Annotated in this window: 22 protein-coding genes; 17 read left to right on the forward strand and 5 right to left on the reverse strand. The window is 70.6% G+C overall.

The window, feature by feature from the left end; all coding sequences use genetic code 11:
- Window positions 1-39: 39 nt before the first annotated feature.
- Complete coding sequence (locus RAN53_RS00620) at window positions 40-1,281, forward strand: EAL domain-containing protein (protein ID WP_305794881.1); 1,242 nt, start codon at window positions 40-42, stop codon at window positions 1,279-1,281.
- Here the strand turns inward: RAN53_RS00620 and RAN53_RS00625 are convergent.
- Window positions 1,221-2,921: an acyl-CoA dehydrogenase family protein gene (locus RAN53_RS00625; protein WP_305794882.1), complete on the reverse strand. Its 1,701-nt coding sequence runs from the start codon at window positions 2,919-2,921 to the stop codon at window positions 1,221-1,223. The two genes, RAN53_RS00620 and RAN53_RS00625, sit on opposite strands and share 61 nt — an antisense overlap.
- Before the next feature lie 114 nt (window positions 2,922-3,035).
- Here RAN53_RS00625 and RAN53_RS00630 point away from each other — a divergent pair, with 114 nt between their 5' ends.
- From RAN53_RS00630 to RAN53_RS00650, 5 genes are read left to right on the forward strand one after another with little or no spacing between them, the layout of a single operon-like run.
- Window positions 3,036-3,581 carry an NUDIX hydrolase gene (locus RAN53_RS00630; protein WP_305794883.1) on the forward strand — a complete coding sequence of 182 codons (546 nt, stop codon included), beginning with the start codon at window positions 3,036-3,038 and terminating at the stop codon, window positions 3,579-3,581.
- Window positions 3,578-4,504 carry an AAA family ATPase gene (locus RAN53_RS00635; protein ID WP_305794884.1) on the forward strand — a complete coding sequence of 309 codons (927 nt, stop codon included), beginning with the start codon at window positions 3,578-3,580 and terminating at the stop codon, window positions 4,502-4,504. The genes RAN53_RS00630 and RAN53_RS00635 overlap by 4 nt, the downstream gene beginning before the upstream one ends.
- Before the next feature lie 2 nt (window positions 4,505-4,506).
- Window positions 4,507-5,433, forward strand: a complete 927-nt coding sequence (locus RAN53_RS00640) for a DUF58 domain-containing protein (RefSeq protein WP_305794885.1) — start codon at window positions 4,507-4,509, stop codon at window positions 5,431-5,433.
- Window positions 5,430-7,535, forward strand: coding sequence for a DUF3488 and transglutaminase-like domain-containing protein (locus tag RAN53_RS00645; RefSeq protein ID WP_305794886.1), 2,106 nt, complete (start codon window positions 5,430-5,432; stop codon window positions 7,533-7,535). Before RAN53_RS00640 ends, RAN53_RS00645 begins: the two co-directional genes overlap by 4 nt.
- Window positions 7,536-7,589: 54 nt before the next feature.
- Window positions 7,590-8,075, forward strand: coding sequence for a glutathione peroxidase (locus RAN53_RS00650; protein WP_305794887.1), 486 nt, complete (start codon window positions 7,590-7,592; stop codon window positions 8,073-8,075).
- 51 nt (window positions 8,076-8,126) lie between these two features.
- Here the strand turns inward: RAN53_RS00650 and RAN53_RS00655 are convergent, their stop codons facing one another.
- Window positions 8,127-8,516 (reverse strand): hypothetical protein, encoded by a 390-nt coding sequence (locus RAN53_RS00655; RefSeq protein ID WP_305794888.1) that lies wholly within the window; start codon window positions 8,514-8,516, stop codon window positions 8,127-8,129.
- Between the two features lie 172 nt (window positions 8,517-8,688).
- Here RAN53_RS00655 and fabV point away from each other — a divergent pair, with 172 nt between their 5' ends.
- From fabV to RAN53_RS00670, 3 genes are all read left to right on the forward strand, one after another.
- Entirely contained in the window at window positions 8,689-9,897 is a 1,209-nt protein-coding gene (gene fabV, locus RAN53_RS00660) for an enoyl-ACP reductase FabV (protein WP_305794889.1), read from the forward strand.
- A 53-nt stretch (window positions 9,898-9,950) separates the two neighbouring features.
- A complete protein-coding gene (locus RAN53_RS00665) occupies window positions 9,951-10,160 on the forward strand; it encodes a hypothetical protein (RefSeq protein ID WP_305794890.1) in 210 nt (69 codons plus the stop codon).
- Between the two features lie 89 nt (window positions 10,161-10,249).
- Complete coding sequence (locus RAN53_RS00670) at window positions 10,250-11,206, forward strand: GlxA family transcriptional regulator (protein WP_305794891.1); 957 nt, start codon at window positions 10,250-10,252, stop codon at window positions 11,204-11,206.
- A gap of 13 nt (window positions 11,207-11,219) precedes the next feature.
- Here the strand turns inward: RAN53_RS00670 and RAN53_RS00675 are convergent, their stop codons facing one another.
- A complete protein-coding gene (locus RAN53_RS00675; protein WP_305794892.1) occupies window positions 11,220-11,837 on the reverse strand; it encodes a class I SAM-dependent methyltransferase in 618 nt (205 codons plus the stop codon).
- Between the two features lie 167 nt (window positions 11,838-12,004).
- Here RAN53_RS00675 and RAN53_RS00680 point away from each other — a divergent pair, with 167 nt between their 5' ends.
- The 6 genes from RAN53_RS00680 to zapE are packed head-to-tail and all read left to right on the forward strand — an operon-like array spanning window position 12,005 to window position 19,394.
- Complete coding sequence (locus RAN53_RS00680; RefSeq protein WP_305794893.1) at window positions 12,005-13,219, forward strand: aspartate aminotransferase family protein; 1,215 nt, start codon at window positions 12,005-12,007, stop codon at window positions 13,217-13,219.
- 20 nt (window positions 13,220-13,239) lie between these two features.
- Window positions 13,240-14,328 carry an arginine N-succinyltransferase gene (locus tag RAN53_RS00685; protein WP_305794894.1) on the forward strand — a complete coding sequence of 363 codons (1,089 nt, stop codon included), beginning with the start codon at window positions 13,240-13,242 and terminating at the stop codon, window positions 14,326-14,328.
- Complete coding sequence (astA, locus tag RAN53_RS00690) at window positions 14,328-15,374, forward strand: arginine N-succinyltransferase (protein WP_305794895.1); 1,047 nt, start codon at window positions 14,328-14,330, stop codon at window positions 15,372-15,374. The genes RAN53_RS00685 and astA overlap by 1 nt, the downstream gene beginning before the upstream one ends.
- Window positions 15,374-16,843 (forward strand): succinylglutamate-semialdehyde dehydrogenase, encoded by a 1,470-nt coding sequence (gene astD / locus RAN53_RS00695; RefSeq protein ID WP_305794896.1) that lies wholly within the window; start codon window positions 15,374-15,376, stop codon window positions 16,841-16,843. The genes astA and astD overlap by 1 nt, the downstream gene beginning before the upstream one ends.
- Window positions 16,840-18,213: an N-succinylarginine dihydrolase gene (astB, locus tag RAN53_RS00700; RefSeq protein ID WP_305794897.1), complete on the forward strand. Its 1,374-nt coding sequence runs from the start codon at window positions 16,840-16,842 to the stop codon at window positions 18,211-18,213. Before astD ends, astB begins: the two co-directional genes overlap by 4 nt.
- Window positions 18,210-19,394 (forward strand): cell division protein ZapE, encoded by a 1,185-nt coding sequence (gene zapE, locus RAN53_RS00705; RefSeq protein ID WP_305794898.1) that lies wholly within the window; start codon window positions 18,210-18,212, stop codon window positions 19,392-19,394. Before astB ends, zapE begins: the two co-directional genes overlap by 4 nt.
- Before the next feature lie 5 nt (window positions 19,395-19,399).
- Here the strand turns inward: zapE and RAN53_RS00710 are convergent, their stop codons facing one another.
- Both RAN53_RS00710 and RAN53_RS00715 read right to left on the reverse strand, forming a co-directional pair.
- The gene (locus tag RAN53_RS00710; protein ID WP_305794899.1) at window positions 19,400-20,449 is read right to left on the reverse strand and encodes an SPFH domain-containing protein; all 1,050 of its coding nucleotides are present in this window, start codon (window positions 20,447-20,449) and stop codon (window positions 19,400-19,402) included.
- A 6-nt stretch (window positions 20,450-20,455) separates the two neighbouring features.
- Window positions 20,456-20,950 (reverse strand): NfeD family protein, encoded by a 495-nt coding sequence (locus RAN53_RS00715; protein WP_305794900.1) that lies wholly within the window; start codon window positions 20,948-20,950, stop codon window positions 20,456-20,458.
- 312 nt (window positions 20,951-21,262) lie between these two features.
- Here RAN53_RS00715 and RAN53_RS00720 point away from each other — a divergent pair, with 312 nt between their 5' ends.
- Complete coding sequence (locus tag RAN53_RS00720; RefSeq protein WP_305794901.1) at window positions 21,263-22,015, forward strand: trimeric intracellular cation channel family protein; 753 nt, start codon at window positions 21,263-21,265, stop codon at window positions 22,013-22,015.
- On the forward strand, window positions 22,012-23,136 hold the full coding sequence (locus RAN53_RS00725) for a DUF3541 domain-containing protein (RefSeq protein ID WP_305794902.1): 1,125 nt from the start codon (window positions 22,012-22,014) through the stop codon (window positions 23,134-23,136). The genes RAN53_RS00720 and RAN53_RS00725 overlap by 4 nt, the downstream gene beginning before the upstream one ends.
- The last annotated feature ends 2 nt before the right edge of the window (window positions 23,137-23,138 follow it).

The following is a 23,138-nucleotide window of genomic DNA, read 5'->3' on the forward strand; positions in this document are numbered from 1 at the left end:
GGGGGCTCGAGGAGTGGTAGGCTCAGTCATGAACCCGCCGTGCAGATCCTGCCGATGAACGAGTCGTCACAAGCGCCGCAGGCGCTTGCCCTGGTGTTGGAAGCGGACATGGAGGTGGCCGCGGTGCTCTCCCTGCAACTGGAGGTGCTGGGCCTGGAGAGCCGCTACTATCGTCACTCCGCGCGCCTGCTGGATGAGGTGGTCAGACGCCCCCCTCAGCTGGTGGTCATGGGCCTGGAGGTGGGCGGCGAGGATGCCATTGCCCTGCTGCGCCGCCTGGCGGCGACCGACTACCGGGGGTGGGTGCTGCTGCTCTCCGGCGTGGAGCGCAAGATAGCGCGCATCGCCGAGCGGGTGGGGCAGACCCTGGGCCTGCACATGCTGGGCTGCCTGGACAAGCCCATGCGCCTGGCCGATCTGCGCCGCTGCCTGGGCAGCCTGCGGGTGGGGCGCGAGTCGCCCGCCGAGGTGGACGGCGACCCGGTATTCTCCTGCGAAGAGCTTGAGATGGCGCTGCGGCGCCAGGAGCTGACCCTCCATTACCAACCCCAGTTCGAGCTCTCCTCCGGGCGCCTGAGCGGCGTGGAGGCGCTGGTGCGTTGGGCGCATCCCGAGCTGGGGCTGATCGGCCCCGCGGCCTTCCTGCCGCTGCTCTCTCCAGAGCAGGGCAAGCGCCTGACGCGCCACGTGCTGGAGATGGCCCTGAATGATGCGGACATCTGGCATCGCCAGGGCGTCATGCCGTCGCTGTCGGTCAACGTGACCCCCGATGACCTGATGTGTCCCGACCTGCTGGCGCTGACCCGACACCGCCGGCCCGGCGATCCGCCGCTGGTGCTGGAAGTGACCGAGACCGCCGCGATGCACGATGATCTGCTGGGCAGCGAGGTGGCGGCACGCCTCTGCCTCGGTGGGCTGGAGGTCTCGGTGGACGACTTCGGCGTCGGCTTCTCGTCGCTGTCGCGGCTGCAGCTGCTGCCGATCAGCGAGCTCAAGATCGACCGCAGCTTCGTCCGCCACCTGCACGAGGAGTCCCAGGATGCGGCCATCGTCGAGGCGGTGGCACTGCTCGGGCGCCGGCTCGGCATCCGGGTGGTGGCCGAGGGCGTCGAGGACCCGGGCGCCCTGGCGCTTCTCGACCGCTTCGGCTGCACCCATGTCCAGGGCTTCGGGCTCGCCCGGCCGATGCCCGCCGAGGAGATCCTCGAACTGGGAGCCACTCAGGATGCGATGCGTTCCAGTACCTCCGTCACAGGGGAGGTACTGGGCAGCACGCCGTAGGCGGGACTCGCCTCTCTCCCCAGGCGCGCCCGGCAGAACGTCTCGCCGACCGCATTCGGGGCATGGCGGAGCAGCAGCGCCCCCTGCAGGCACTGGGCCAGGCGCTGGGTGAGCCAGCGTGCGCGTGGCTCCAGTTCCTCCGGGGGAGCCTCCAGCAGCCGTTCCAGGCCATCCATGGCGTCGTCCAGCTCCCGCACCTGCCCCCGGGCCGGGGCGAGCTCCTGCCATAGTGCCTCCAGCGCGTCGGGATGGCGCGCGATGACCCGCAGCACATCCAGGCAGATGACGTTGCCCGAGCCCTCCCAGATGGAGTTGACCGGTGCCTCGCGGTAGAGCCGTGCCAGCGGCGACTCCTCCACGTAGCCGATGCCGCCCAGGCACTCCATGGCCTCGGCCATGAAGCCGGGTCCGCGCTTGTTGTGCCAGTACTTGGCCAGCGTCGGCAGCAGCCGGGCCAGGGCGCGCTCGGCCTCGTCGCCCCGAGCCGCGGCGTCGAAGGCCCGGGCGGTGCGCAGTGTCAGTGCCACCCCGGCCTCTACCTCCAGCGCCATGTCGGCGATCACCGCCCGCATCAGCGGCTGCTCGGCCAGCGGCCGGCCGAAGGCATGGCGGCCCCGGGCGTGGCGCCACGCCTCGCCGAGGGCCTGGCGCATCATGCCCACCGGGGCGCTGGCGGCGTCCAGGCGCGTCTGCTGCACCATCTCGAGAATGGTCGCGATGCCTCGGTCGCTTGGGCCGATGGGTTCCGCCCAGGCGCTGCGGTACTCGATTTCCGCCGAGGCATTGGCCCGGTTGCCGCACTTCTCCTTGAGCCGCTGCAGTTCGATGGCGTTGCGCTCGCCGTCGGGGGTGAAGCGCGGGACCAGGAAGCATCCCAGCCCCGCCTCGGTCTGCGCCAGGGTCAGGAAGGCGTCGGACATGGGCGCGCTGCAGAACCACTTGTGGCCGGTCAGTCGCCAGCCGTCGTCGGTCGGCGCCGCCCGTGTCGTGGCGAGGGGGTCGGTTTGCGTGGCAGCGAGGGGTTCGGCTCGCGTGGTATTGCTACGCAAGTCGCTGCCGCCCTGCTTCTCGGTCATGGCCATGCCGAAGGTGAGGCCCCGCTTGTGCGTCGCCGGCAGCACGCGCGGGTCGTAGAGGTGGGCCAGCAGGCCGGGCGCCCAGTGGGTCTCCACGCCGGGGGAGTGGCGCAGCACCGGCATGGCGGCGTGGGTCATGGTCACCGGGCAGCAGAACCCCGGTTCGGCCTGGGTCAGCAGATAGAGGGCGGCGACATGGGCCTGGTGGCCGCCGTTGCCCTCCGCCTGCCAGGCCACGGAGTGCCAGCCGCCCTCCATGGCCAGGCTCATCAGCTGGTGATAGGCGGGGTGGTAGGCCACCTCGTCCAGGCGCCTGCCATGGCGGTCGAAGAGGCGCAGCTCCGGTGGGTGGCGGTTGGCCGCCTCGCCCAGCGCCTGGACGCGCTCGCTGCCGGCCTCGCGGCCCAGCGCGGCGAGCCTCTTGGCGACCCACGCCGGGGCCTCCCGGGCCAGGGCCTCGCGCAGCGGAAGGTCCTCGGCGAGCAGGTCGCGATCGCCGGCCGGAGGCGGCTGGTTGGCCACCTCATGGGTGGCCAGGCGGTGACGGGGGGCGTGGTCGGGCATGGTGGGTCTCCGCAGTGGCGGCCTTGCCTGAGCATGGAAGTCGCGGCGCCCGCGGTCAACGTGACGCCACGCCGCCGACTGGTTAGGCTTGGGGCATTTCCCGGGGAGACGCCCATGATCGAAGATCCGCGCGATGCGTGCCTGCCGGCGCCGCATGTTGCCCGCGAGCGCATCCAGCTGGTGGACGCCCGCAATCGCCCCTGCGGCAGCGCCTGGCGGTCAGAGATGCGCCGTTTCCGGTTCTGGCACCGCGCCACCTACGTGGTGGTGCGCAATGCCCGCGGCGAGCTCTGCGTGCAGCGCCGCACCCTGACCAAGGAGGTCTTCCCCGGCGGCCTCGACCTGGCCGCCGGCGGCGTGGTGGGGGCCGGCGAGGCGGTGCATCTGGCGGCCCGTCGCGAACTCGAGGAGGAGCTGGGCATCCGCGGTGCGACGCTGGTGCCGGCGGGGGGCTTCGTGCATGCCCGGGGCGGCAACCATATCTTCGGCAGCCTCTACCTGGTCGAGCACGACGGGCCGCTGACACTCCAGGCCGAGGAGGTGGCCGAGGCGTTCTGGCTGCCGCCCGCCGAGGCCCTGGCCCTCGCCGAGGTGACCCCGGATACCCGCCAGGCGGTGGAGGTGCTGCGTGATGCCGGGCTGCTGGAGGCGGCGTCATGAACCGACCGGTCAGCCTCAATGAACTGGATGCCGTGTTGGCGGCCCTCGAGGGTGTGGTGCTGGGCAAGTCCCGGGAGGTGCGACTGGCGCTCTGTTGCCTGCTGTGCCGAGGCCACCTGCTGATCGAGGACCTGCCGGGGCTGGGCAAGACCACCCTGGCCCAGTCGTTGTCCCGGGTCACCGGCCTGGACATGCAGCGCCTGCAGTTCACCAGCGACCTGCTGCCCGCCGACGTGCTCGGCGTCTCGGTGTTCGACCCGCGCGAGGCGCGCTTCACCTTCCATCCCGGGCCGATCTTCCATGGCGTGGTGCTGGCCGACGAGATCAACCGCGCCACCCCCAAGACCCAGAGCGCCCTGCTCGAGGCCATGGAGGAGGGGCGGGTGACCGTGGAGGGCGAGACCCGCTCGTTGCCGGATCCCTTCTTCGTCATCGCCACCCAGAACCCCCAGGAGCAGGCCGGCACCTTCGCGCTGCCGGAGTCCCAGCTCGACCGCTTCCTGATGCGCCTCTCGCTGGGTTACCCCGACGCCCGCGCCGAGCGCGAGATCCTGCGCGGGCGTGCCGGTCGCGAGCGCCTGGCCGAGTTGCCGGCACTGCTCGACGCCGAACGGCTGCGTGCCTGGCAGGCGCGGCTGGCCGCTATCCACGTCGCCGAGGCGCTGCTCGACTATGTGCAGGCGCTGGTCACCGCCAGCCGCGAGCACCCGGAGCTGGCCTGGGGGCTCTCCACCCGTGGTGCCCTGGCCCTGCTCCAGGCGGCGCGTGGCTGGGCACTGCTTGAGGGCCGCGACCACGTGCTGCCCGAGGACGTCCAGGCGGTGTGGGTGCCGGTGGTGGGGCATCGCCTGAGCAGCGGCCGGCGCGAGGAGGGCGAGGCCCTGGCCCGCCACCTGCTGTCCCGTGTGCCGGTGATGGGCTAGCCGTGCTGGCGCGGGCGTCTCGCCAGCGCTGGTGGCGTCGGGCGGCGATCGCGCCCGGCACGCCTCTGCCCCAGCGCCGGCTCTTCCTGTTGCCCACCCGCTTCGGCCTGGGTTGGGGGGTGCTGGTCCTGCTGCTGCTGCTGTTCGGCATCAACTACCAGAACAGCCTCGCCTACGGACTGGCCTTCTGGCTGTTTGCGGTGGCGGCCGTGGCCCTGCTGCGCACCTGGCGCAACCTGCTCGGCGTACGTACCACCCTGCGCCTGCCCGCCGAGACCTTCGCCGGGGGCGAGGCGCGCCTGGGGCTGGTGCTGGACGGTGGGCGTCCGCGCCACGCCATCGCGCTGCACGCCGAGGGGGCGAGGGCGACCCTCGACCTGCCGGAGGGCCATGGCCAGGCGGACCTGGCCCTGCCGGCCCCCACGCGTGGCGAATCGCCATTGCCGCTGCTGCGCCTGGAGAGCGCCTGGCCGCTGGGCCTGGTGCGCGCCGTGGCCTGGCTGGCGAGTGACGAGAGGCTGCTGGTCTATCCTCGGCCGCTGGTCGAGGAGATCCCCGAGCACCGCCAGGCCGGGGCGGGCCTGGAGGCCACCGACTTCGCCGGTCTGCGGCGTGCCGAGCCCGGGGACAGCCCGGCCCAGCTGGCCTGGAAGCAGTGGAGCCGCACCGGCGTGCTGGCGGCCAAGGCGTTCAGCGTGCCGCCCCGTCAGCAGCTGTGGCTGGACTACGATGCCTGTCGCGGCGACCCCGAGACCCGCCTGTCGATCCTCTGTGGGCGGGTGCTGGCCCATCACCAGGCCGGCGATCGTTACGGGCTGCGCCTGCCGGGGGTGACCCTGGCCCAGGGCGAGGGCGCCGCCCAGCGCCGCCAGGCGCTGACGGCGCTGGCGCGGTTTCGTCCTCCCGGTACGTCGGGAGGTGCATCATGAGTTCGCGCGATCCGCGGTCGGCGGTACTCGCCGATGGCCGGGCGCTGAGCGCGGCCATGCTGCGTCGGCTGTTCGTCGGCCAGTGCCTGGTGCTGGCCCTGCACCTGGCCTTCATGCCCGCCTGGCTGGGCGGCCTCGCCGCCCTGGTGGCCGGCTACCGCTACCTTCAGCTGCGCCGCCGCCTGCCGCGCGCCGGGGTGGTGCTGCGCCTGGCCGGCGTGGCGGCGCTGACCGGCGGCCTGTGGTTGCACTACGGTACCCTGGGACGCATGGAGTCGATGATCGGCCTGTTGCTGGGGGTCTACCTGCTCAAGCTGCTCGAGACCCACACCCGCCGCGACGCCCGGGTGGTGGTGCTGATCGGCATGGTCGCCACCACCGTGGCCTTCCTCCATGACCAGGGCATCCCCATGGCCGCCGGCGCCCTGGTGGCGGTGGCCTGGCTGATGCACTCGCTGGTGTGGCTGGCCGGCGCCGCCGGCGCCCGCCAGGCGTGGCGCGAGAGCGCCTGGCTGCTGGGGCTCTCGGCACCGCTGATGGTGATGCTGTTTGTGGTCTTCCCGCGGATCGGGCCGCTGTGGAACCTGCCCCAGGCGGAGCGTGCCGCCACCGGGCTCAGCGACGAGATCGCCCCGGGGGACATCGCCGAGCTGTCGCGCAGCGACCGGCGTGCCTTCCGGGTGCGCTTCGAGGGCGCCGAGCCGGCCCCCGATGAGCGCTACTGGCGGGTCTATACCCTCTCGGAATTCGATGGCGAGCGCTGGCGCCGGGTCTCGCCGGAGCGCCTCGCCGCCGGCCTCGGGCGGGACCTGCGCGACCTGCTGGCCGAGGGCCGGCGCTCGCCCTGGTCGGACGGCGCCGCGCCACGCTTCACGGCGGAACTGCTGCTGGAGCCCGACAGTCGGCCCTGGCGACCCTCGCTGGGGGCTCCCCTGGCCAGCGGCGAGCGCCTGCGCTGGCTGGCCGACGGCACCGTGGAGGGGCTCACGCCGCTCGCCTCGCGCAGCCTGCTGCGCCTTTCGAGCAGCGGCCTGGCACCGGGCTGGCCCGAGCCCCTGGGGGCGCGCTGGCACACGCGCCTTCCCGCCGATGCCAACCCGCGCAGCCGCGCGCTGGCCGAGCGGCTGTGGCAGGAGGCCGGGGGCGAGCCGCGTGCCTTCCTGGCGGCACTGATGGCGCGCTTCGGCGAGGCGCCGTTCCGCTACACCCTGACGCCGCCGCGGCTGACCTCCCGCGACCGGGTCGACGAGTTCCTGTTCGAGAGCCGCGCCGGCTACTGCACCCACTACGCCTCGGCCATGGCGGTGCTGGCCCGGTCGGTGGGGCTGCCGGCGCGCATCGTCGCCGGCTTCCTGGGCGGCGAGCGTCATCCGGACGGCCACTATACGGTGCGCGACTATGACGCCCACGCCTGGGTGGAGGTATGGCTGGACGGCGCCTGGCAGCGCCTCGACCCCACCGCCGCCATCGCGCCGGAGCGCATCGAACAGGGGGCCCAGGCGGTGGAGGATGGCGGCGAGACCTTCCTGGCCGACTCCCCCTTCTCGCCGCTGCGCATGCGCGAGCTGGGCTGGGTCAATCGCCTGCGCCTGGACTGGGAGCGCCTGGAATATCGCTGGCAGCGCGGGGTGATCGGCTACCGCGACGAATCGCGCAGCGCGCTGCTGGCCCGGATGGTCGAGCGGTTGCACGCCTTGTGGGGCGCAATGCTGGGCCTGCTTCCCGGGCGCGGGCCCCTGGCGTGGCTGGTGGGCCTGGCGCTTTCACTCGCCGCGCTGGGTGGGCTGGCGAGCGGGCTGCGCCTCGCCTGGCGCCGCCATCGGGAGGGGCGCGACGAGGCGCTGCGTATCCGCCGGCTACAGGCCTGGCTTGGGCGGCGCGGGATGCCGCCCCGCGACGGCGAGTCGCCGGCCGCCCACCTGCGTCGCCTGGCCGACTCAGCGGGTGCCGCCGGGCCCGCCCTGCGCGACTGCGCCCACCAGCTCGAGCGGTTGCGCTATGCCCCCCTGGGAGCGGAGGAGCGTCGCACCCGGCGCCAGGCCCTCGGGCGCCGCGTCGCCGAGGTGCGCCGCCGGCTGGCCAGGCAGGGCGTCGCGGGGTAGCGCCGCCGCGGGTGGCGTGGCATCGTGAGGGTCATCGACCATCAAGGCCCGCGCATGTCTATCCACGACCAACAGTGCCGCACCGCCCAGGGCGAGCCCTTCAACTTCGGCGCGCTGCGTGGCCAGGTGCTGCTTATCGTCAACGTCGCCAGCCGCTGCGGCTTCACGCCCCAGCTGCGCGAGCTGGAGCGCCTCTATCGTCGCTATCGCCAGCGTGGCTTCATGGTGATCGGCTTCCCCTGCAACCAGTTCGGCCGCCAGTCGCCGGAGTCGGCCCAGGAGTTCTGCGCCTTGAGCGCCCGCGACTACCAGGTCAGTTTTCCGCTGATGGAGAAGGTGAAGGTCAACGGCAGCGGCGTCCATCCTCTGTTCGTCGAGCTCAAGCGCGAGGCACCGGGGCTGCTGGGCACCGGCCTGATCAAGTGGAACTTCACCAAGTTCCTGGTGGGCCGCGATGGCCGGGTGATCCGCCGCTTCTCGCCTCGCACCGGGGAGGACGAGCTGCGCATCGCGCTGGAGCTGGCGCTGGACGAGGCTTGAGGTTGGCGGGCGATCAGTTCGTTCCAGCCTGATGTTGCGTGAGTCGGGTCATCATGGGGGTGTCTCGCCACGCTCCACCATCAGCCGTGCGATCAGCTCGTTCCAGCGATGCCGGGTCATCATGGTGGTCAGCCCCGAGAACAGCGCCCAGCTCTTGCGTCGCCAGCCCTTGAGCCGCAGGTTGTGGGCCACCAGCTGCTTCATCAGCTTGTAGTCGTCGAACGACCGCCATTCGCCGACCATCGACATCTGGTAGCGTGCCAGCACCGGCGCCAGCTCGAGGCGGAACACCCACTCCAGCTCGTCCACCGTGAGCGCGTGGCGTTCGATGACCGTGAGCATCTGCGCGTAATCACGCTCGCCCGGTTCGCGCTCCAGCCACAGCGGTGCCAGCGCCAGCCACAGCTCGCCGCGTTCGTCGACCAGGGTCTGGGCATCCATCGTTCGCTCCCGGGTGTCGTGGATAGGGTTATCGCCGTAGGCAGGCATCCTGCCCCAGGCGCCGGCCGGGCTCAAGGGCGGACAGCGGCGGACGTGGCGGCTAGAATAGGTCGATTACCACTCCATGACAGGGCGGCGGCGTCCGCTCACGACATCAACAGCGAGGTCTGACGTGATCATCAAGCCCAAGGTACGCGGTTTCATCTGCACCACCACCCATCCCGCCGGCTGCGAGAAGAACGTGCTCGAGCAGATCGAGGCGACCCGCGCCCGCACGCTCGACAAGTCGAACGGGCCGAAGAAGGTGCTGGTGATCGGGGCCTCCAGCGGCTACGGCCTGGCGGCGCGCATCACCGCGGCCTTCGGCTATGGCGCCGACACCCTGGGCGTGTTCTTCGAGAAGCCCGGCAGCGAGAAGAAGCCGGGCACCGCCGGCTGGTACAACAGTGCCGCCTTCGATCGATTCGCCAAGCAGGAAGGCCTCTACAGCAAGTCGATCAACGGCGACGCCTTCTCCCACGAGGCCCGCGAGAAGGCCATCGAGCTGATCAAGCAGGACATGGGCCAGGTCGACCTGGTGGTCTACTCGCTGGCCTCGCCGGTGCGCAAGCTGCCGGACTCCGGCGAGCTCAAGCGCTCCAGCCTCAAGCCGATCGGCGAGACCTACCGCGCCACCGCCATCGACACCAACAAGGACACCATCATCGAGGCCGAGGTGGAGCCCGCCACCGAGCAGGAGATCGAGGATACCCGCGCGGTGATGGGCGGCGAGGACTGGGAGCTGTGGATCGATGCCCTGGATCGCGCCGGCGTGCTGGCCGAGGGCGCGCGCAGCGTGGCCTTCAGTTACATCGGTACCGAGATCACCTGGCCGATCTACTGGCACGGTGCCCTGGGCAAGGCCAAGGAGGATCTGGATCGCGCTGCCGGCGAGATCGACAAGCGCCTCTCGGCCAGCGGCGGCGGCGCCAACGTGGCGGTGCTCAAGTCGGTGGTGACCCAGGCCAGTGCGGCCATCCCGGTGATGCCGCTCTATATCGCCATGGTCTACAAGGTGATGAAGGAGAAGGGGCTGCACGAGGGCACCATCGACCAGCTCAACCGCCTGTTCGGCGAGCGCCTCTATCTCGGTGAAGGGCAGGGCCGCGCCGAGACCGACGAGGCCGGCCGCCTGCGGCTGGATGACTGGGAGCTGCGCGATGACGTCCAGCAGGCCTGCCAGGACCTGTGGCCCCAGGTGACCACCGAGAACCTTTTCGAGATAACCGACTATGCTGGGTACAAGCATGAGTTCCTGAAGCTGTTCGGCTTCGAGCGGGATGACGTCGACTACGATGCCGACGTGGATCCCGTGGCGGAATTCGATGTCGTAACCCTGTGAGGGCAGGGCGCCCCCGGTGCCCTGCCGATTTTCCCGCAGACCCGGAGGGCGCCATGGATACCCGCGAGAGCCAGACCCCCGAAGAGGAACTGGAGCATCTCAAGGAAGTGAACCAGCCAGAGGACTACGAGCATCCCGAGCCCGACGAGACCCAGCCCGAGGCGCGTGCGCCATCCCGGGGCCTGCCCTGGGTGCTGCCGCTGGTGATCGTGCTGGCAATCGCCGTGGTGGGCTTCATGCTGCTGACCGGCCTCTCCGACTGAGGCGATAGCCCCGCCGTTGCGGCCGTCGAGGCTGCCCCGGACAGGGGCTTTGGCTACAATGGGCACTCCCATCGTCGCGAGAGCCCCGCATGCCCGACCTTCCCCCCACCTTCCCCGCGTCCCCCCGGCGACGGGTCGGCGTGGTGCTGCTGCCGGGGTTCTCGCTGCTGGCCGAGGCCTGTGCCACCGAGCCGCTGGCGGTGGCCAACCGGCTGGCCGGTGGCCCGCTCTATTCGCTGGTTACCCTCGGGCTGGACGGTCGTCCGGTCCAAAGCGGCTCCCTGCAGGTGCTCAATCCCGACCGTGCCATCGCCGACGACGATGCCTTCGATCTGCTGCTGGTCTGTGCCCCCTGGGGCGAGTCGCCCACGCCGGCGCTGGTGGCCTGGCTGCGCCGGCTTGCCGTCCAGGGGCGAAGCCTGGGGGGAGTCGGTGGCGGTGCCGAACTGCTGGCCGGCGCGGGCCTGCTCGATGGCTACCGCGCCACGGTGCCCTGGCCGCGCTTCGAGGCGGTGGCCGACGCCCACCCGGGTATCTGCCTCTCGCGCCAGCTCTTCGAGATCGACCGTGATCGCCTGACCTGCGGCGGCGGCACCGCCGCCATGGACATGATGATGACCCTGATCGCCAGCCATCACGGCAGCGGGCTCGCCGAGAAGGTCTCGGCCCACTTCGTGCTGGAGCGCGTGCGCATGGCCGACGAGCCCCAGCCGGCCTCGCCGTTGGCCGGTGCCCCCCAGAGCCTGGTCGAGGCCGTGTCCCTGATGGAGGCCAATATCGAGGAGCCGCTGACGACCCATGAGCTGGCCGAGCACCTGGGGGTCTCCCGGCGGCAGCTGGAGCGGCTGTTCAAGAAGCACCTTCGGGCGGTACCCAGCCGCTACTACATGGGCCTGCGCCTGCAGCGTGCCCGGCGGCTGCTGCGCGAGAGCGAGCAGCCGGCCGGCGATATCGCCCTGCTCACCGGCTTCTCCTCGGCGGCCCACTTCTCCACCGCCTACCGCAACCACTTCGGCGTGACACCCCGCGAGGAGCGTCTGGGCTGAGTGGTGCCCGGTGTCAGGCCGGGCGGGCCAGCAGCGCCCGGAACAGCGAGCCCATCATCACCGCGGTGTCCTGCTCGATGGCGAAGCCGCCGGCCTCGAGCAACGGCCGGGCCTGGCGGGTGATATCGGTGGCGATGGCCGAGGTCAGGACGTTGAGCGCCCGGCGGCCGAGGCCCGCCGGGTGGTCATCGGCCTGGAACTTGTCCATGACGCAGAGCTGGCCGTCGGGCTTCATCACCCGCCGAGCCTCGGCCAGGCCCCTGTCGGGGTCGGGCATCACCGCCAGGATCAGGTGCATCACCACCACATCGAAGTGGTCGTCGGGATAGGTCAGGCGCTCGGCATCCATCTCCTCGGCCTGTACGTCCATGCCCAGCGCCTCGGCGCGGCGCTCCAGGCGCCGCACCATGGCCGGTGACAGGTCGGTGGCGTGCAGCTCGACGTCGCGAGGCAGGAAGGGCAGGTCGAGCCCGGTGCCGGCGCCCACCAGCAGCACGCGCATGCCGGGCTGCCAGAGCACCTGGGAGAGGGCGTTGCGCCGCGCGCGGCGGAAGGCACGCTCGGCCACGGCGTCGTAGACCGGGGCGTAGAGGCTGTAGCGGCGGCGATTCCAGCCGGTGGTGTTGAACATGCCAGGCTCCTTGCGGGGGGACGCCTCCAGCCTAGCGCAGCCTGCCGACCCCGGGGGCTTTTTCACAAGTTGTCGTCCCATCGGTGAAAGCGGCGCGGCGCTTGCCTCCCTATACTCGAAGGTCGGCGCATCCCGGATGCGCCTTCCCGACTTCACAGGAGGACGTCATGAGCCAGACCCCGACCCGCGCCGACTTCGATCGCTACATGGTGCCGAACTATGCCCCCCAGCAGGTGATTCCGGTGCGCGGCGAGGGCAGCCGCCTGTGGGACCAGCAGGGCCGCGAATATATCGACTTCGCCGGCGGCATCGCCGTCAACGGCCTGGGGCACTGCCACCCGGTGCTGGTCGAGGCCCTGAAGGAGCAGGCAGATCGGGTCTGGCATCTCTCCAACGTCTACACCAACGAGCCGGCCCTGGCCCTGGCCCGGACCCTGGTGGAACGCACCTTCGCCGACAAGGTGTTCCTGTGCTCCTCCGGCGGCGAGGCCAACGAGGCGGCGCTCAAGCTGGCGCGGCGCTGGGCCTTCGACCAGGGCGGCGAGCACAAGCACCGCATCGTCTCCTTCGGCCAGGCCTTCCACGGCCGTACCTTCTTCACCGTCAGCGTGGGCGGCCAGCCCAAGTATGCCCAGGGCTTCGGCCCGGTGCCCGGCGGCATCGTTCACGGCGAATACAACAATCTCGACAGCGTGCGCGACCTGATCGATGACGACACCTGTGCGGTGATGGTGGAGCCGATGCAGGGCGAGGGAGGCGTGCTGCCCGGTCAGCGGGAGTTCCTGCAGGGGCTGCGCGACCTGTGCGATGCCCATGATGCGCTGCTGATCTTCGACGAGGTGCAGACCGGCGTGGGCCGCACCGGCTCGCTCTATGCCTACCAGCAACTCGGCGTGACCCCGGATATCCTGACCAGCGCCAAGGCCCTGGGCGGCGGTTTCCCGGTGGGCGCCATGCTGACCACCGACCGCGTCGCGCCGGCCTTCTCCATGGGCACCCACGGCTCCACCTACGGCGGCAACCCGCTGGCCTCGGCGGTGGCCCTGGCGGCGGTGGAGTATATCGATACCCCCGAGGTGTTGGAGGGCGTCCAGCGCCGTCACGACCTTTTCCGCGAGCACCTGGAGGCGATCAATGCCCGCCACGGGGTGTTCAAGGAGGTCCGCGGCATGGGTCTGCTGATCGGTGCCGAGATGAGCGAGGCGTGGCGTGACCGCGCCAAGGACATCCTGCCGCTGGCCATCGATGAGGGGCTGATGGCGCTGATCGCCGGCCCCAACGTGTTGCGCCTGGCGCCCTCGCTGGTGATCCCCGAGGCCGATATCGCCGAGGGCATGGCGCGTCTGGAGCGCGCTGTGGCACGCCTGGTCGCCGCATCGTGAACGCCAGGGGGGACGCCGCCATGCTTGTCGTGCGCCCCATCGCGCCGGCCGACCTGCCCGCTCTGGAGCGGCTGGCGGGGGAGGCCGTGCCGCGGCTCACCAACCTGCCGGCCCATCGCGACCGCCTCGAGGAGCGTATCGCCCGCTCGCGCCAGGCCTTCGCCGCGGCGGTGGAGCGTCCCGGCGACGAGCACTACACCTTCGTGCTCGAGGACCTGGCTCGCGGCGAGGTGGCGGGCACCGCCACGGTGCGTGCCCAGGCCGGTGCCCTGGACGCCTACTACACCTATCGCCAGGAGACGCTGATCCACGCCTCACAGCAGCTCAACGTACGCCGCGAGGTGCAGACTCTGGCGCTTTCCCACGAGGTCTCCGAGGCGAGCCTGCTGTGCGCCTACTCGCTGGCGCCGCGCTATCGGGGCACCAGCGCCGAGAGCCTGCTGCGCCGGGCGCGGCTGATGCTGATCGCCCAGTACCCCGAGCGTTTCGCCGCGCTGCTGGCGATGGCCTTCCCGGGCTTCCTGGACGATGCCGGGGAGTCGCCGTTCTGGAACAGCGTCGGGCGCCATTTCTTCGCGCGCGACTATGAGGAGATCAACTACCTGGCCGGGGTGCGCTCGAAGAGCTTCATCGCCGAGGTGATGCCGCAGTTTCCGCTCTACCTGCCGCTGCTCACTCCCCAGGCGCGGGCCGCCATCGGGCGTGAGCACCCGGACCATGAGCCCGCTCTGACGGAGATGCTGGCCGAGGGCTTCCAGCGCTCGCGCCACGTCGACATCTTCGACGCCGGCCCGGTGATCAAGGCCGAGCGCGAGCGGCTGCAGAGCTTCCGCCGCGCGGCCTGGCACCCGGTGCGCATCCGCCCGTCCCACGCCCTGCCCGATGCCGAGCCGGCGATGGTCGCCAACCAGCGCCTGGCCGACTTCCGCTGCGTGGTGGCGCGCTATGCGCTGTCGCCCACCGGCCAGCTGATGCTGTCGGAGGAGCATGCGGCGGTGCTCGGCGTGGAGGAGGGCCGCGCGGTTCTCGCCGCGCCGCTGACCTTGCCCGGTGCGGAGGATGGCAGTGCCGAGGCACACGACCCGGGCTACGACGAGGGGGAGCTGTGATGCGTATCCGACCCATCGCCGAGGGCGACCTGGAGGAGCTGCAGGCCCTGGCCCGGGAGGCCGGCGTGGGGTTCACCTCACTGCCCGACAACCGCGACTTCCTGGCCGCCAAGATCGCCGCCACCGAGGACGCCTTCCTGGAGCGCACGCCACCCGGGCGGCGCAACTACTTCTTCGTGCTTGAAAACGAGGCCAGCGGGCAACTGGCCGGCTGCTGCGCCATCGAGGGTGAGGTGGGCCGCGAGACCCCCTTCTACCACTACCGGCTCGGTACCCTGGCCCACTCCTCGGTACAGCTCGACCTGCATCGCACCATCGACACCCTTTTCCTGAGCTCGGATCATACCGGCAATGCCGAGGTGGCCTCGCTGTTCCTGCGCCCGGCCTATCGTGGTGGTGACCGTCGCCACCAGCGCAACGGCGCGCTGCTCTCCATGGTGCGCTGGCTGTTCATGGCCGAGTTCCGTGATCGCTTCCCGGAGAAGGTGCTGGCGGAGATGCGCGGGGTCTTCGACGGCGAGGGCAAGAGCCCCTTCTGGCAGTGCCTGGGCAGCCACTTCTTCCCGCTGGACTTCGCCGAGGCCGACCAGCTGACCGGGCTGGGCCAGAAGAGCTTCATCGGCGAACTGATGCCCAAGTACCCCATCTATACTCCCTTCCTTTCCGCCGAGGCGCGGGCCTGCATCGGCCAGGTGCACGAGCAGACCCGCCCGGCCCTTGCCATGCTCAAGAAGGAGGGGCTGCGCTGGGAAGGCTACATCGACATCTTCGACGGCGGCCCCAGCGTGGAGGCCTACATCGACGATGTGCGCGGCGTTCGCCAGTCGCGGCGCTGTCGGATCACCATCGACCCCAGCCTGGCCGAGTCGCAAGAGCGACCGCACTGGCTGGCCGCCACCACCGACATGGCGAGCTTCCGTGCCGCCTGGGTGGGTCGCGGCCCCGATGCCGAGGGTCACCTGCGCCTGAGTCCCGCGGAGGCGGCGCGCCTGGAGGTCGAGGCGGGCGCCAGCCTGCGCATTCTGGATACCGAGGAGGAAGCCTGATGAAGCCGACACACTGCCTGCTGATCGGTGGGCACTGGCGCGACGGCGCTGGCGAGCGCTTCGCCAAGCACGATGGCGTCTCCGGCGAGCGGCTGTGGCAGGGGGCCGGGGCCAGTGCCGAGGACGTCGCCGCCGCGGTGGCCGCGGCCCGCGAGGCGTTCCCCGCCTGGGCGAAGACACCATTCGCCGAGCGCCAGGCACTGGTGGAGCGCTTCCGCGAGGTGCTCGAGGGACATCGCGAGGACCTCGCCGCCGCCATCGCCCACGAGACCGGCAAGCCCCTCTGGGAGGCGCGCACCGAGGTGGGCGCCATGATCGGCAAGGTGGCGATCTCGCTGCGTGCCTACCAGGAGCGCACCGGCCAGCGCGAGCGTGATCTGGGCGAGTCGCGCGCCGTGCTGCGCCATCGTCCCCACGGGGTGATGGCGGTGTTCGGCCCCTACAACTTCCCCGGCCACCTGCCCAACGGCCATATGGTGCCGGCGCTGCTGGCCGGCAATGCCGTGGTGTTCAAGCCCAGCGAGCAGTCGCCGCTCAGCGCCGACCTGACCCTGCAGTGCTGGCAGGAGGCGGGCCTGCCGGCCGGGGTGATCAACCTGGTGCAGGGCGGCGCCGAGACGGGCCAGGCGCTGGCCGCCGATCCCGGCATCGACGGCCTGCTGTTCACCGGCAGCGCCAAGGTGGGGGGCATCCTGCACCGCCAGTTCGCCGGCCAGCCGGGCAAGATCCTGGCCCTGGAGCTGGGCGGCAACAATCCGCTGGTGGTGAAGGACGTGCCCGACCAGGACGCCGCGGTGCTGACCATCCTGCAGTCGGCTTTCCTCTCCGGCGGCCAGCGCTGTACTTGCGCGCGCCGCCTGATCGTGCCCGAGGGTCAGGTGGGGGATCACCTCATCGATGCCCTGACGGATGCCATCTCGCGCCTGCGGGTGGCCGCGCCCTTCAGCGAGCCTGCCCCCTTCTACGGTGGCCTGGTCAGCGTGGCCGCCGCCGATGGGTTGCTGGCCGCCCAGGAGGCCCTGGAGGCCTCGGGCGGCACGGTGCTTGCGCGCATGGAGCGCCTCGAGGCGGGCACCAGCCTGCTCAGCCCGGCGTTGATCGACGTCACCGGCCTGGAGGTGCCCGACGAGGAGCACTTCGGCCCGCTGCTCAAGGTGCACCGCTACCGCACCTGGGACGAGGCGATCGCGCTCGCCAACGCCACCCGCTATGGCCTTTCCGCCGGGCTGATCGGCGGGGAGCCGGGCGACTGGGACGACTTCCTGCTGCGCATCCGCGCCGGCATCGTCAACTGGAACCGCCAGACCACCGGCGCCTCCGGCGATGCTCCCTTCGGCGGGGTAGGCGAGAGCGGCAACCACCGGCCGAGTGCCTGGTATGCGGCGGACTACTGCGCCTACCCGGTGGCCTCCATGGAGAGCGAGGACCTCCACCTGCCCGACCAGCTGCCGCCGGGGGTGAGCCTGTGAGCCAGCACGCCGGCGGCGACGTCCGCGAGGTCAACTTCGACGGCCTGGTGGGGCCGACCCACAACTATGCCGGCCTGGCGATGGGCAACGTCGCCTCCATGCGCCACGGCGGCCTGGAGGCCAACCCCCGGGAGGCGGCCCTGCAGGGGCTGGCCAAGATGAAGGCGCTGATGGATGCCGGCTACGCCCAGGGGGTGCTGCCGCCCCAGCAGCGGCCGGACCTCGGTGCCCTGCGCGACCTGGGCTTCTCCGGAAGCGACGAGCGGGTGCTGGCCCGGGCCGCCGGCGATGCGCCGCAGATCCTGCGCGCCGTGTGTTCCGCCTCGAGCATGTGGACCGCCAACGCCGCCACCGTGACCCCGAGCCTCGATGCCCCCGACGGCCGGGTGCACTTCACCCCGGCCAACCTGCAGTCGAGTTTCCACCGTTTCCTGGAACCCGCTACCACCGGGCGGGTGCTGGCGGCGATCTTCCGCGACCCGGCGCGCTTCGCCCATCACCCGGCGTTGCCCGCCACCCCGTCCTTCTCCGACGAGGGCGCAGCCAACCATACCCGGCTGGCCGGCGGCCACGGCGCCCCGGGGGTGCACCTGTATGTCTACGGCCGCGAGGCGTTCGGCTGGGGCACCGAGGAGAGCCCGGCGCCGCGGCGCTTCCCTGCGCGCCAGACCCTCGAGGCCAGCCAGGCGGTGGCCCGTCAGCACGGCCTCTCCGAGTCGCAACTGGTGTTCGCTCAGCAGCACCCCGACGCCATCGACGCCGGCGTCTTCCACAACGACGTCATCAGCGTGGGCAACGGCCCGGTGCTGCTCTACCACGAGATGGCCTTCCTCGACGAGGCGGCCACCCTGGAGGCGCTGCGCGAGCGCATGAGCGACCCGCTGGTTCCGCTGCGCATCCCCAGCGAGGCGGTGAGCCTGGCGGATGCCGTCGCCTCCTACCTCTTCAATTCCCAGCTGCTCTCCAATCCGGATGGCAGCATGACCCTGGTGGTGCCCGGGGAATGCCAGGAGAACGAGGCGGTCTGGCGCACCCTGCAGGACCACCTGCTGGCCGGGGCCAACCCCATCGGCGAGGTGGTGGTGAAGGACGTCAAGCAGAGCATGCGCAACGGCGGTGGCCCCGCCTGCCTGCGCCTGCGAGTGGTGCTCTCCGACGCCGAGCGCGCCGCGCTCTCCGGCCGGGTGCTGCTCGACGACGCCCTCTATGGGGAGCTTGCCGCCTGGGTGAAGCGCCATTACCGCGACCGCCTCAGCCCCGAGGATCTCGCCGACCCGGCGCTGGCCAGGGAGTCTTTGACGGCCCTGGACGAGCTGAGCCAGGTGCTCGGCATCGGCAGCGTCTATCCCTTCCAGCTGGAGGGGGCGTGACGCCACCGGATACTGCAGAGCTGGCTCATGGGCGGGTCGCTTCTCCTCGGCGGGAGGCGGCGCGGCTCTCCCCCCTGGCCGCCTACCGTCAGGCCCTGGCGGAAAAGGGCTTCGTCCCGGACGCGTCACAGCAGGCGGCGGCCGAGGCCCTGGAGGCGTGCTTCGACGCCGTGCATGGCGTGGGGCCGGCCGCCCAGGCCGCCGGGGTCTATCTGTGGGGGCCGGTGGGGCGCGGCAAGACCTGGCTGATGGACGCCTTTCATCACGGCCTTCGCGTGCCCGCCCGCCGTCAGCACTTCCACCACTTCATGCGCTGGGTGCATCGTCGCCAGTTCCAGCTCGGCGGCACGCCGGACCCCCTGCTGGCCCTGGCCCGGGAGCTGGCGGCCGAGGTGCGGGTGCTATGCCTCGACGAGCTGTTCGTCAGCGACATCGCCGATGCCATACTGCTCGGCGGCCTGTTGACGGCGCTCTTCGACCAGGGGGTGGTGCTGGTCTGCACCTCCAACCAGGCGCCTCGCCAGCTGTATGCCGACGGCTTCAACCGCGAACGCTTCCTGCCGGCCATCGAGTCCATCGAGCGGCAGATGCGCGAGGTCGAGCTTGATGGCGGCGAGGATCATCGCCTGCATCCCGGACGGCCCAAGCAGCGCTACTGGGTGGTCGAGCCCGGCCAGGCGGGCGTCCTGTCGGGGCTCTTCGCGGAGCTGAGCGAGGGGCAGGAGAGGGCGGCGACGCCCTTCGAGCTGGGCCATCGCGACATCGTGGTGCGCGCGCGCAGCGAGTCGGTCGTGTGGTGCGGTTATGCGGCGCTCTGCGAGCAGCCCCTGGCGGCGCTGGATTTCATCGAGCTGGTCGACCGTTTCGAGCATATCCTGCTGGAGGGGGTGCCCTGCCTGAGCGATGCCCGCCTGGCACGCGGCATCGCCCGGGGAACCGAGGATGGGGTCAGCCGGGTCGAGGCGGGGGATCGGGAGTTGCCGCCACTTTCCCGGCGCGATGACGGCGTGAGACGCTTCATCGCGCTGGTCGACGAGTGCTACGACAGGCGCACGCCGCTGTATCTGGAGGCCGAGGTGGCCATGGAACAGCTCTATCCCCATGGCCACCTTGCCTTCCCCTTCCGGCGCACCCTGAGCCGCCTGCGCGAGATGCAGCTGGCGCGCTTCGGCGCCGACTGACCGCCTCAGCCGCCGCTGGCCGCACCCCCCACCACGCCGCCGCGCAGGCCGCTCTGGTTGCCGCTGGCCTTCAGGTGGTTGGCCACGGCGTCTTCCGGTGAGCCGGCCATCTCGCGGAACATGCCCATGGAGCCCAGCAGGGCGGAGGATTCGTAGGGCACGAAGACGCGTTCGCCGTCCTTGGCCATGGTCGGAAGCACCTTGATATAGCTTTGGCCGAGCAGGTAGCCGACCACGGTACGCTTGTTCTCCTCGCTGTCGCCGATGGCGCCCAGCACCAGCTTGATCGACTCCTGCTCGCCCTGGGCGCGCAGGATGGCCGACTCCTTGTCGCCCTGGGCGTTGAGGATGGACGACTCGCGCTGGCCCTGGGCCATGGCGATGGCGGCGGACTTCTCGCCCTCGGCCTCGGTGACGGTGGCGCGGCGCTTGCGCTCGGCCGCCATCTGCAGGCGCATGGCGGACTCCACCTCCTCGGGCATGGCAATGTCCTGCACCTCGACCCGGGCGATCTTCACCCCCCACTTGGAGGCGGCCTCTTCCATGGCGGCCTGGATCTCGTTGTTGACCTCGGCGCGGGACTCGAACAGCTTGTCGAGCTCCATCTTGCCGACCACCGAGCGCAGGGTGGTCTTGGCCAGCACCTCCACCGCCTGACTCATGTTCTCGACTTCGTAAACGGCGCGCTTGGGGTCGATGATCTGGTAGTAGAGGGCGCCGTTGATCTTCACCGTGACGTTGTCGGTGGTCACCACCGGCTGCCCCGGGAAGTCCATCACCGTTTCGCGGCGGTCAATGCGAGTCTCGTTGCTGGTGATGGCCTGGTAGTCGTCGCCCATCTTGCGGTAACGGAGCATGGTGATGGCACGCGGCTGCTCGATGAAGGGGACGATGATGTTGATGCCGCTCTCCAGCAGGCGGTTGAACGACCCCAGTCGCTCGATGACCATCACCTCGGACTGGCGGACGACGACCAGCCCCTTGGCGATGATCAGGATGCCGGTAATGACGATGATCAGGGCGATGATCAGCCCCGGGCTGACGGGAAGGTCCATGCGGAATTACTCCGTGTCGTGGGTGGCGCGCGAATCCGGCGCCGGATGGGCAAGGTGCACGATGGCGGTGGTGCCATCGAAGGACTCGAAGATGACGGGAGTGCCCGCCGGCAGCTCGGTCTCGCCGCTTCCTTCCGCCGAGTCGGCGACGCGCAGGCGATAGAAGTCGCCGTTGATCTTGATGCCGCTGGCGCCGTCGAAATCGCGCTTGAGGGTCGTATAGGTGTGGCCCTTCTCCACCCCGGTACCGGTGGTGCCATAGGCCACCCCGCGGGGCGAGAACCGGGGGCGGATCACCCACACCGCCAGCGGTACCAGCACGCCGGAGAAGACGCCCATACCCAGCAGCTGCCAGGGAAGTGACAGCCCCAGGCCGGCGAGGGCGGCGGTCAGGGCCGCCGCGGCAGCCAGCGCGAGCAGCACCAGGCCGCCGGTGGTGAGCTCGGCAAGGCCCAGCAGCAGGGCGATAATCAGCCAGATGACGGCGGGGTTCCAGTCCATGGGGCGTTCCGTGGTTCGAGGCTGGTGAGGGTGCGCACAGCCGATTGCGGTGTCCATCGAGGGTATCTGGTTATCGGATAGTGGGCTACGCCTGTCGGGTGGCACGGCAGGGCATACCGAGCTCTCTGCCGGGTCAGCGAGGAAAAACCGCGATATGCTGCACGCATGACGCCGAACTGCCGCGGCAGCCCACGGGCGAGGGCGATGGTTCGGCAAGGGGGGCGGAAACTGGCTGAGGCCTCGCTTCCATAAGCCGGAAATTGGTCTATGCTGTGCGGCCATTCGAAGCCGGTTGGCGGGAGGAAAACGACGTTGAACGCTCTGATCTACTGGTTGGACATGGCGGGGGTGATCGTCTTCGCGCTGTCGGGGGTGGTGCTGGCCTGCCGCACGCGCATGGATCCCTTCGGCATGCTGGTGTTGGCCGCGGTCACAGGCATCGGCGGCGGCACCCTGCGCGACATGGTGCTCGGCGTGGGGCCGGTGTTCTGGGTCACCGACCCGACCTACCTGTGGGTCATCCTGGTGACGGTGGGGCTGGCCATCCTGGGGTTCCACTATATTCACCGCCTGTCGCGGGGCTTCCTGCCCGTGGCCGACGCCTTCGGGCTGGCGCTGTTCGTGGTGATCGGCGCCCACAAGACGTTGCAGCTCCAGATGCCCGGCCTGGTGGCGGTGCTGATGGGCATGATGACGGGGGTGGCTGGCGGCATGGTGCGCGATATGCTGGCGCGCCGTGTGCCCATGGTACTGCGCGAGGAGATCTACGCGACCGCGGCCATCGCCGGCGGCATCGCCTATGTCGGCCTGTATGCCCTGGGAGCCCCCGGCCCCCTGGCCATCGCCTTCTCGTTGATGACCACCCTCGGACTTCGCCTGGCCGCCATCCACTGGCATCTGGCGCTGCCTACCTTCGCGTGGGTGGTGATCCCGTCATCATCCGAGGCCTCTCCACCGGTCGATGAGGAGGTGACGCCGCCACCACCGCCCGCCGAGACGCCCCGTCCCAAGGTGCGGGTGCGCATGATCCGCCCCGAGCAGTCACGGCGCAGGAAGCGTTCATGAGCCGCCCCGGCATCCATGTACGGCTGCTGTCATGGCTCGCCCTGTGTGTGCTGGCGCTGCAGCTCTCGGCTTGTGCCGTGCAGCCCCCCGCTGCCGGCCCGGCCGAACACCACCGGCTGGCGGCGGAGCGAATCCGGGCAACCTATGAGGCGGTGCTCCCCGAGCTCTCCACCGGCAAGCGTCGCCACTACGCCCAGCGCCTCTACCGGGTGACCGGCGAGGCGCGCTATCTGCCGGCCAACCGCGAGTACATGATGCACCTGGCGGGTCGCCTCGAGGCCGAGATTGCCGAGCTGGCCGTGCCGGGGCAGGTCGAACGTCTCGCCAGGCAGGTCGTCGAGGGGTACCCCCGGCGCACCGAGAAGCAGCGGGCCCGGGCCGAGATGTTTGCCCCATGGGGCGAACTCGCCTATGCCAAGGGCCTGCTGTTTCGTCTGGTGCAGGCCCACTACCACGGCATGCTGGACGAGATTCCGGGCCATGAGCAGGCACTGGGCTATCTCGGCGACCTGCCCTGGGCGGCGTTCCTGACCGACCCCGAGGTGCTGGGCGTCTATGCCGCCCAGGTCGCCAATCAGGTGCACTTCCTTCACCAGCTCGGGGTGATGGACCTGCGTCGGGAGGTGGAGGCCGCCTTTCGAAGGCGCTATCCCCCCGACAGTCTGGCGACCCTGTCGACCGCGGAGTACCGCAACTGGCTCTACGGACTGACCCACTTCGTGATTGCCGCCAGCCATTACTACCAGCAGGAAGTGGATGCCGAGGCGTATGCCTGGGTGCTTGAAGCGTTCGAGGGAGAGTCCGAGCGGATCATGCGCGACGCCACCGAGGATATCCAGGCAGAGGTGGCGCTGAGCTTCCTGCTTGCCGGCCGCGAGGGGCATCCCCTCGTCGGTAGGATTCGCGATGCCCTGGTCGCGGCGCTGGATCGCGAGAGCGGCATGATTCCCTCACCGGGCGGCAGCACCGACCTGGAAAGGGGCGAGCACCGCAATGTGCTCGCGATCATGGTGCTGGGGTGGCAGGGGCGGCTCCACCCTGGGCCTTGCTTCGAAAATGTCGGCCACCGCTCGCTGATCATTCGAGCGCCAGGGGCGTCGTGCTCAGCGCCATCAGCCTGATC

The sequence above is a fragment of the Halomonas sp. SSL-5 genome (assembly GCF_030708455.1).
Lineage (GTDB): Bacteria > Pseudomonadota > Gammaproteobacteria > Pseudomonadales > Halomonadaceae > Halomonas.

Excerpts from the sequence above, each read along its gene's own strand:
- RAN53_RS00675 (WP_305794892.1), bottom strand. The coding sequence starts at position 11,837 with ATGTTCAACACCACCGGCTGGAATCGCCGCCGCTACAGCCTCTACGCC.
- RAN53_RS00710 (WP_305794899.1), bottom strand. The coding sequence starts at position 20,449 with ATGGACCTTCCCGTCAGCCCGGGGCTGATCATCGCCCTGATCATCGTC.
- RAN53_RS00630 (WP_305794883.1), top strand. The coding sequence starts at position 3,036 with ATGATCGAAGATCCGCGCGATGCGTGCCTGCCGGCGCCGCATGTTGCC.
- astD (WP_305794896.1), top strand. The coding sequence starts at position 15,374 with ATGAAGCCGACACACTGCCTGCTGATCGGTGGGCACTGGCGCGACGGC.
- RAN53_RS00680 (WP_305794893.1), top strand. The coding sequence starts at position 12,005 with ATGAGCCAGACCCCGACCCGCGCCGACTTCGATCGCTACATGGTGCCG.
- RAN53_RS00655 (WP_305794888.1), bottom strand. The coding sequence starts at position 8,516 with ATGGATGCCCAGACCCTGGTCGACGAACGCGGCGAGCTGTGGCTGGCG.
- astA (WP_305794895.1), top strand. The coding sequence starts at position 14,328 with ATGCGTATCCGACCCATCGCCGAGGGCGACCTGGAGGAGCTGCAGGCC.
- RAN53_RS00650 (WP_305794887.1), top strand. The coding sequence starts at position 7,590 with ATGTCTATCCACGACCAACAGTGCCGCACCGCCCAGGGCGAGCCCTTC.
- RAN53_RS00685 (WP_305794894.1), top strand. The coding sequence starts at position 13,240 with ATGCTTGTCGTGCGCCCCATCGCGCCGGCCGACCTGCCCGCTCTGGAG.
- RAN53_RS00645 (WP_305794886.1), top strand. The coding sequence starts at position 5,430 with ATGAGTTCGCGCGATCCGCGGTCGGCGGTACTCGCCGATGGCCGGGCG.
- RAN53_RS00635 (WP_305794884.1), top strand. The coding sequence starts at position 3,578 with ATGAACCGACCGGTCAGCCTCAATGAACTGGATGCCGTGTTGGCGGCC.
- RAN53_RS00670 (WP_305794891.1), top strand. The coding sequence starts at position 10,250 with ATGCCCGACCTTCCCCCCACCTTCCCCGCGTCCCCCCGGCGACGGGTC.
- RAN53_RS00715 (WP_305794900.1), bottom strand. The coding sequence starts at position 20,950 with ATGGACTGGAACCCCGCCGTCATCTGGCTGATTATCGCCCTGCTGCTG.
- RAN53_RS00665 (WP_305794890.1), top strand. The coding sequence starts at position 9,951 with ATGGATACCCGCGAGAGCCAGACCCCCGAAGAGGAACTGGAGCATCTC.
- RAN53_RS00625 (WP_305794882.1), bottom strand. The coding sequence starts at position 2,921 with ATGCCCGACCACGCCCCCCGTCACCGCCTGGCCACCCATGAGGTGGCC.
- RAN53_RS00725 (WP_305794902.1), top strand. The coding sequence starts at position 22,012 with ATGAGCCGCCCCGGCATCCATGTACGGCTGCTGTCATGGCTCGCCCTG.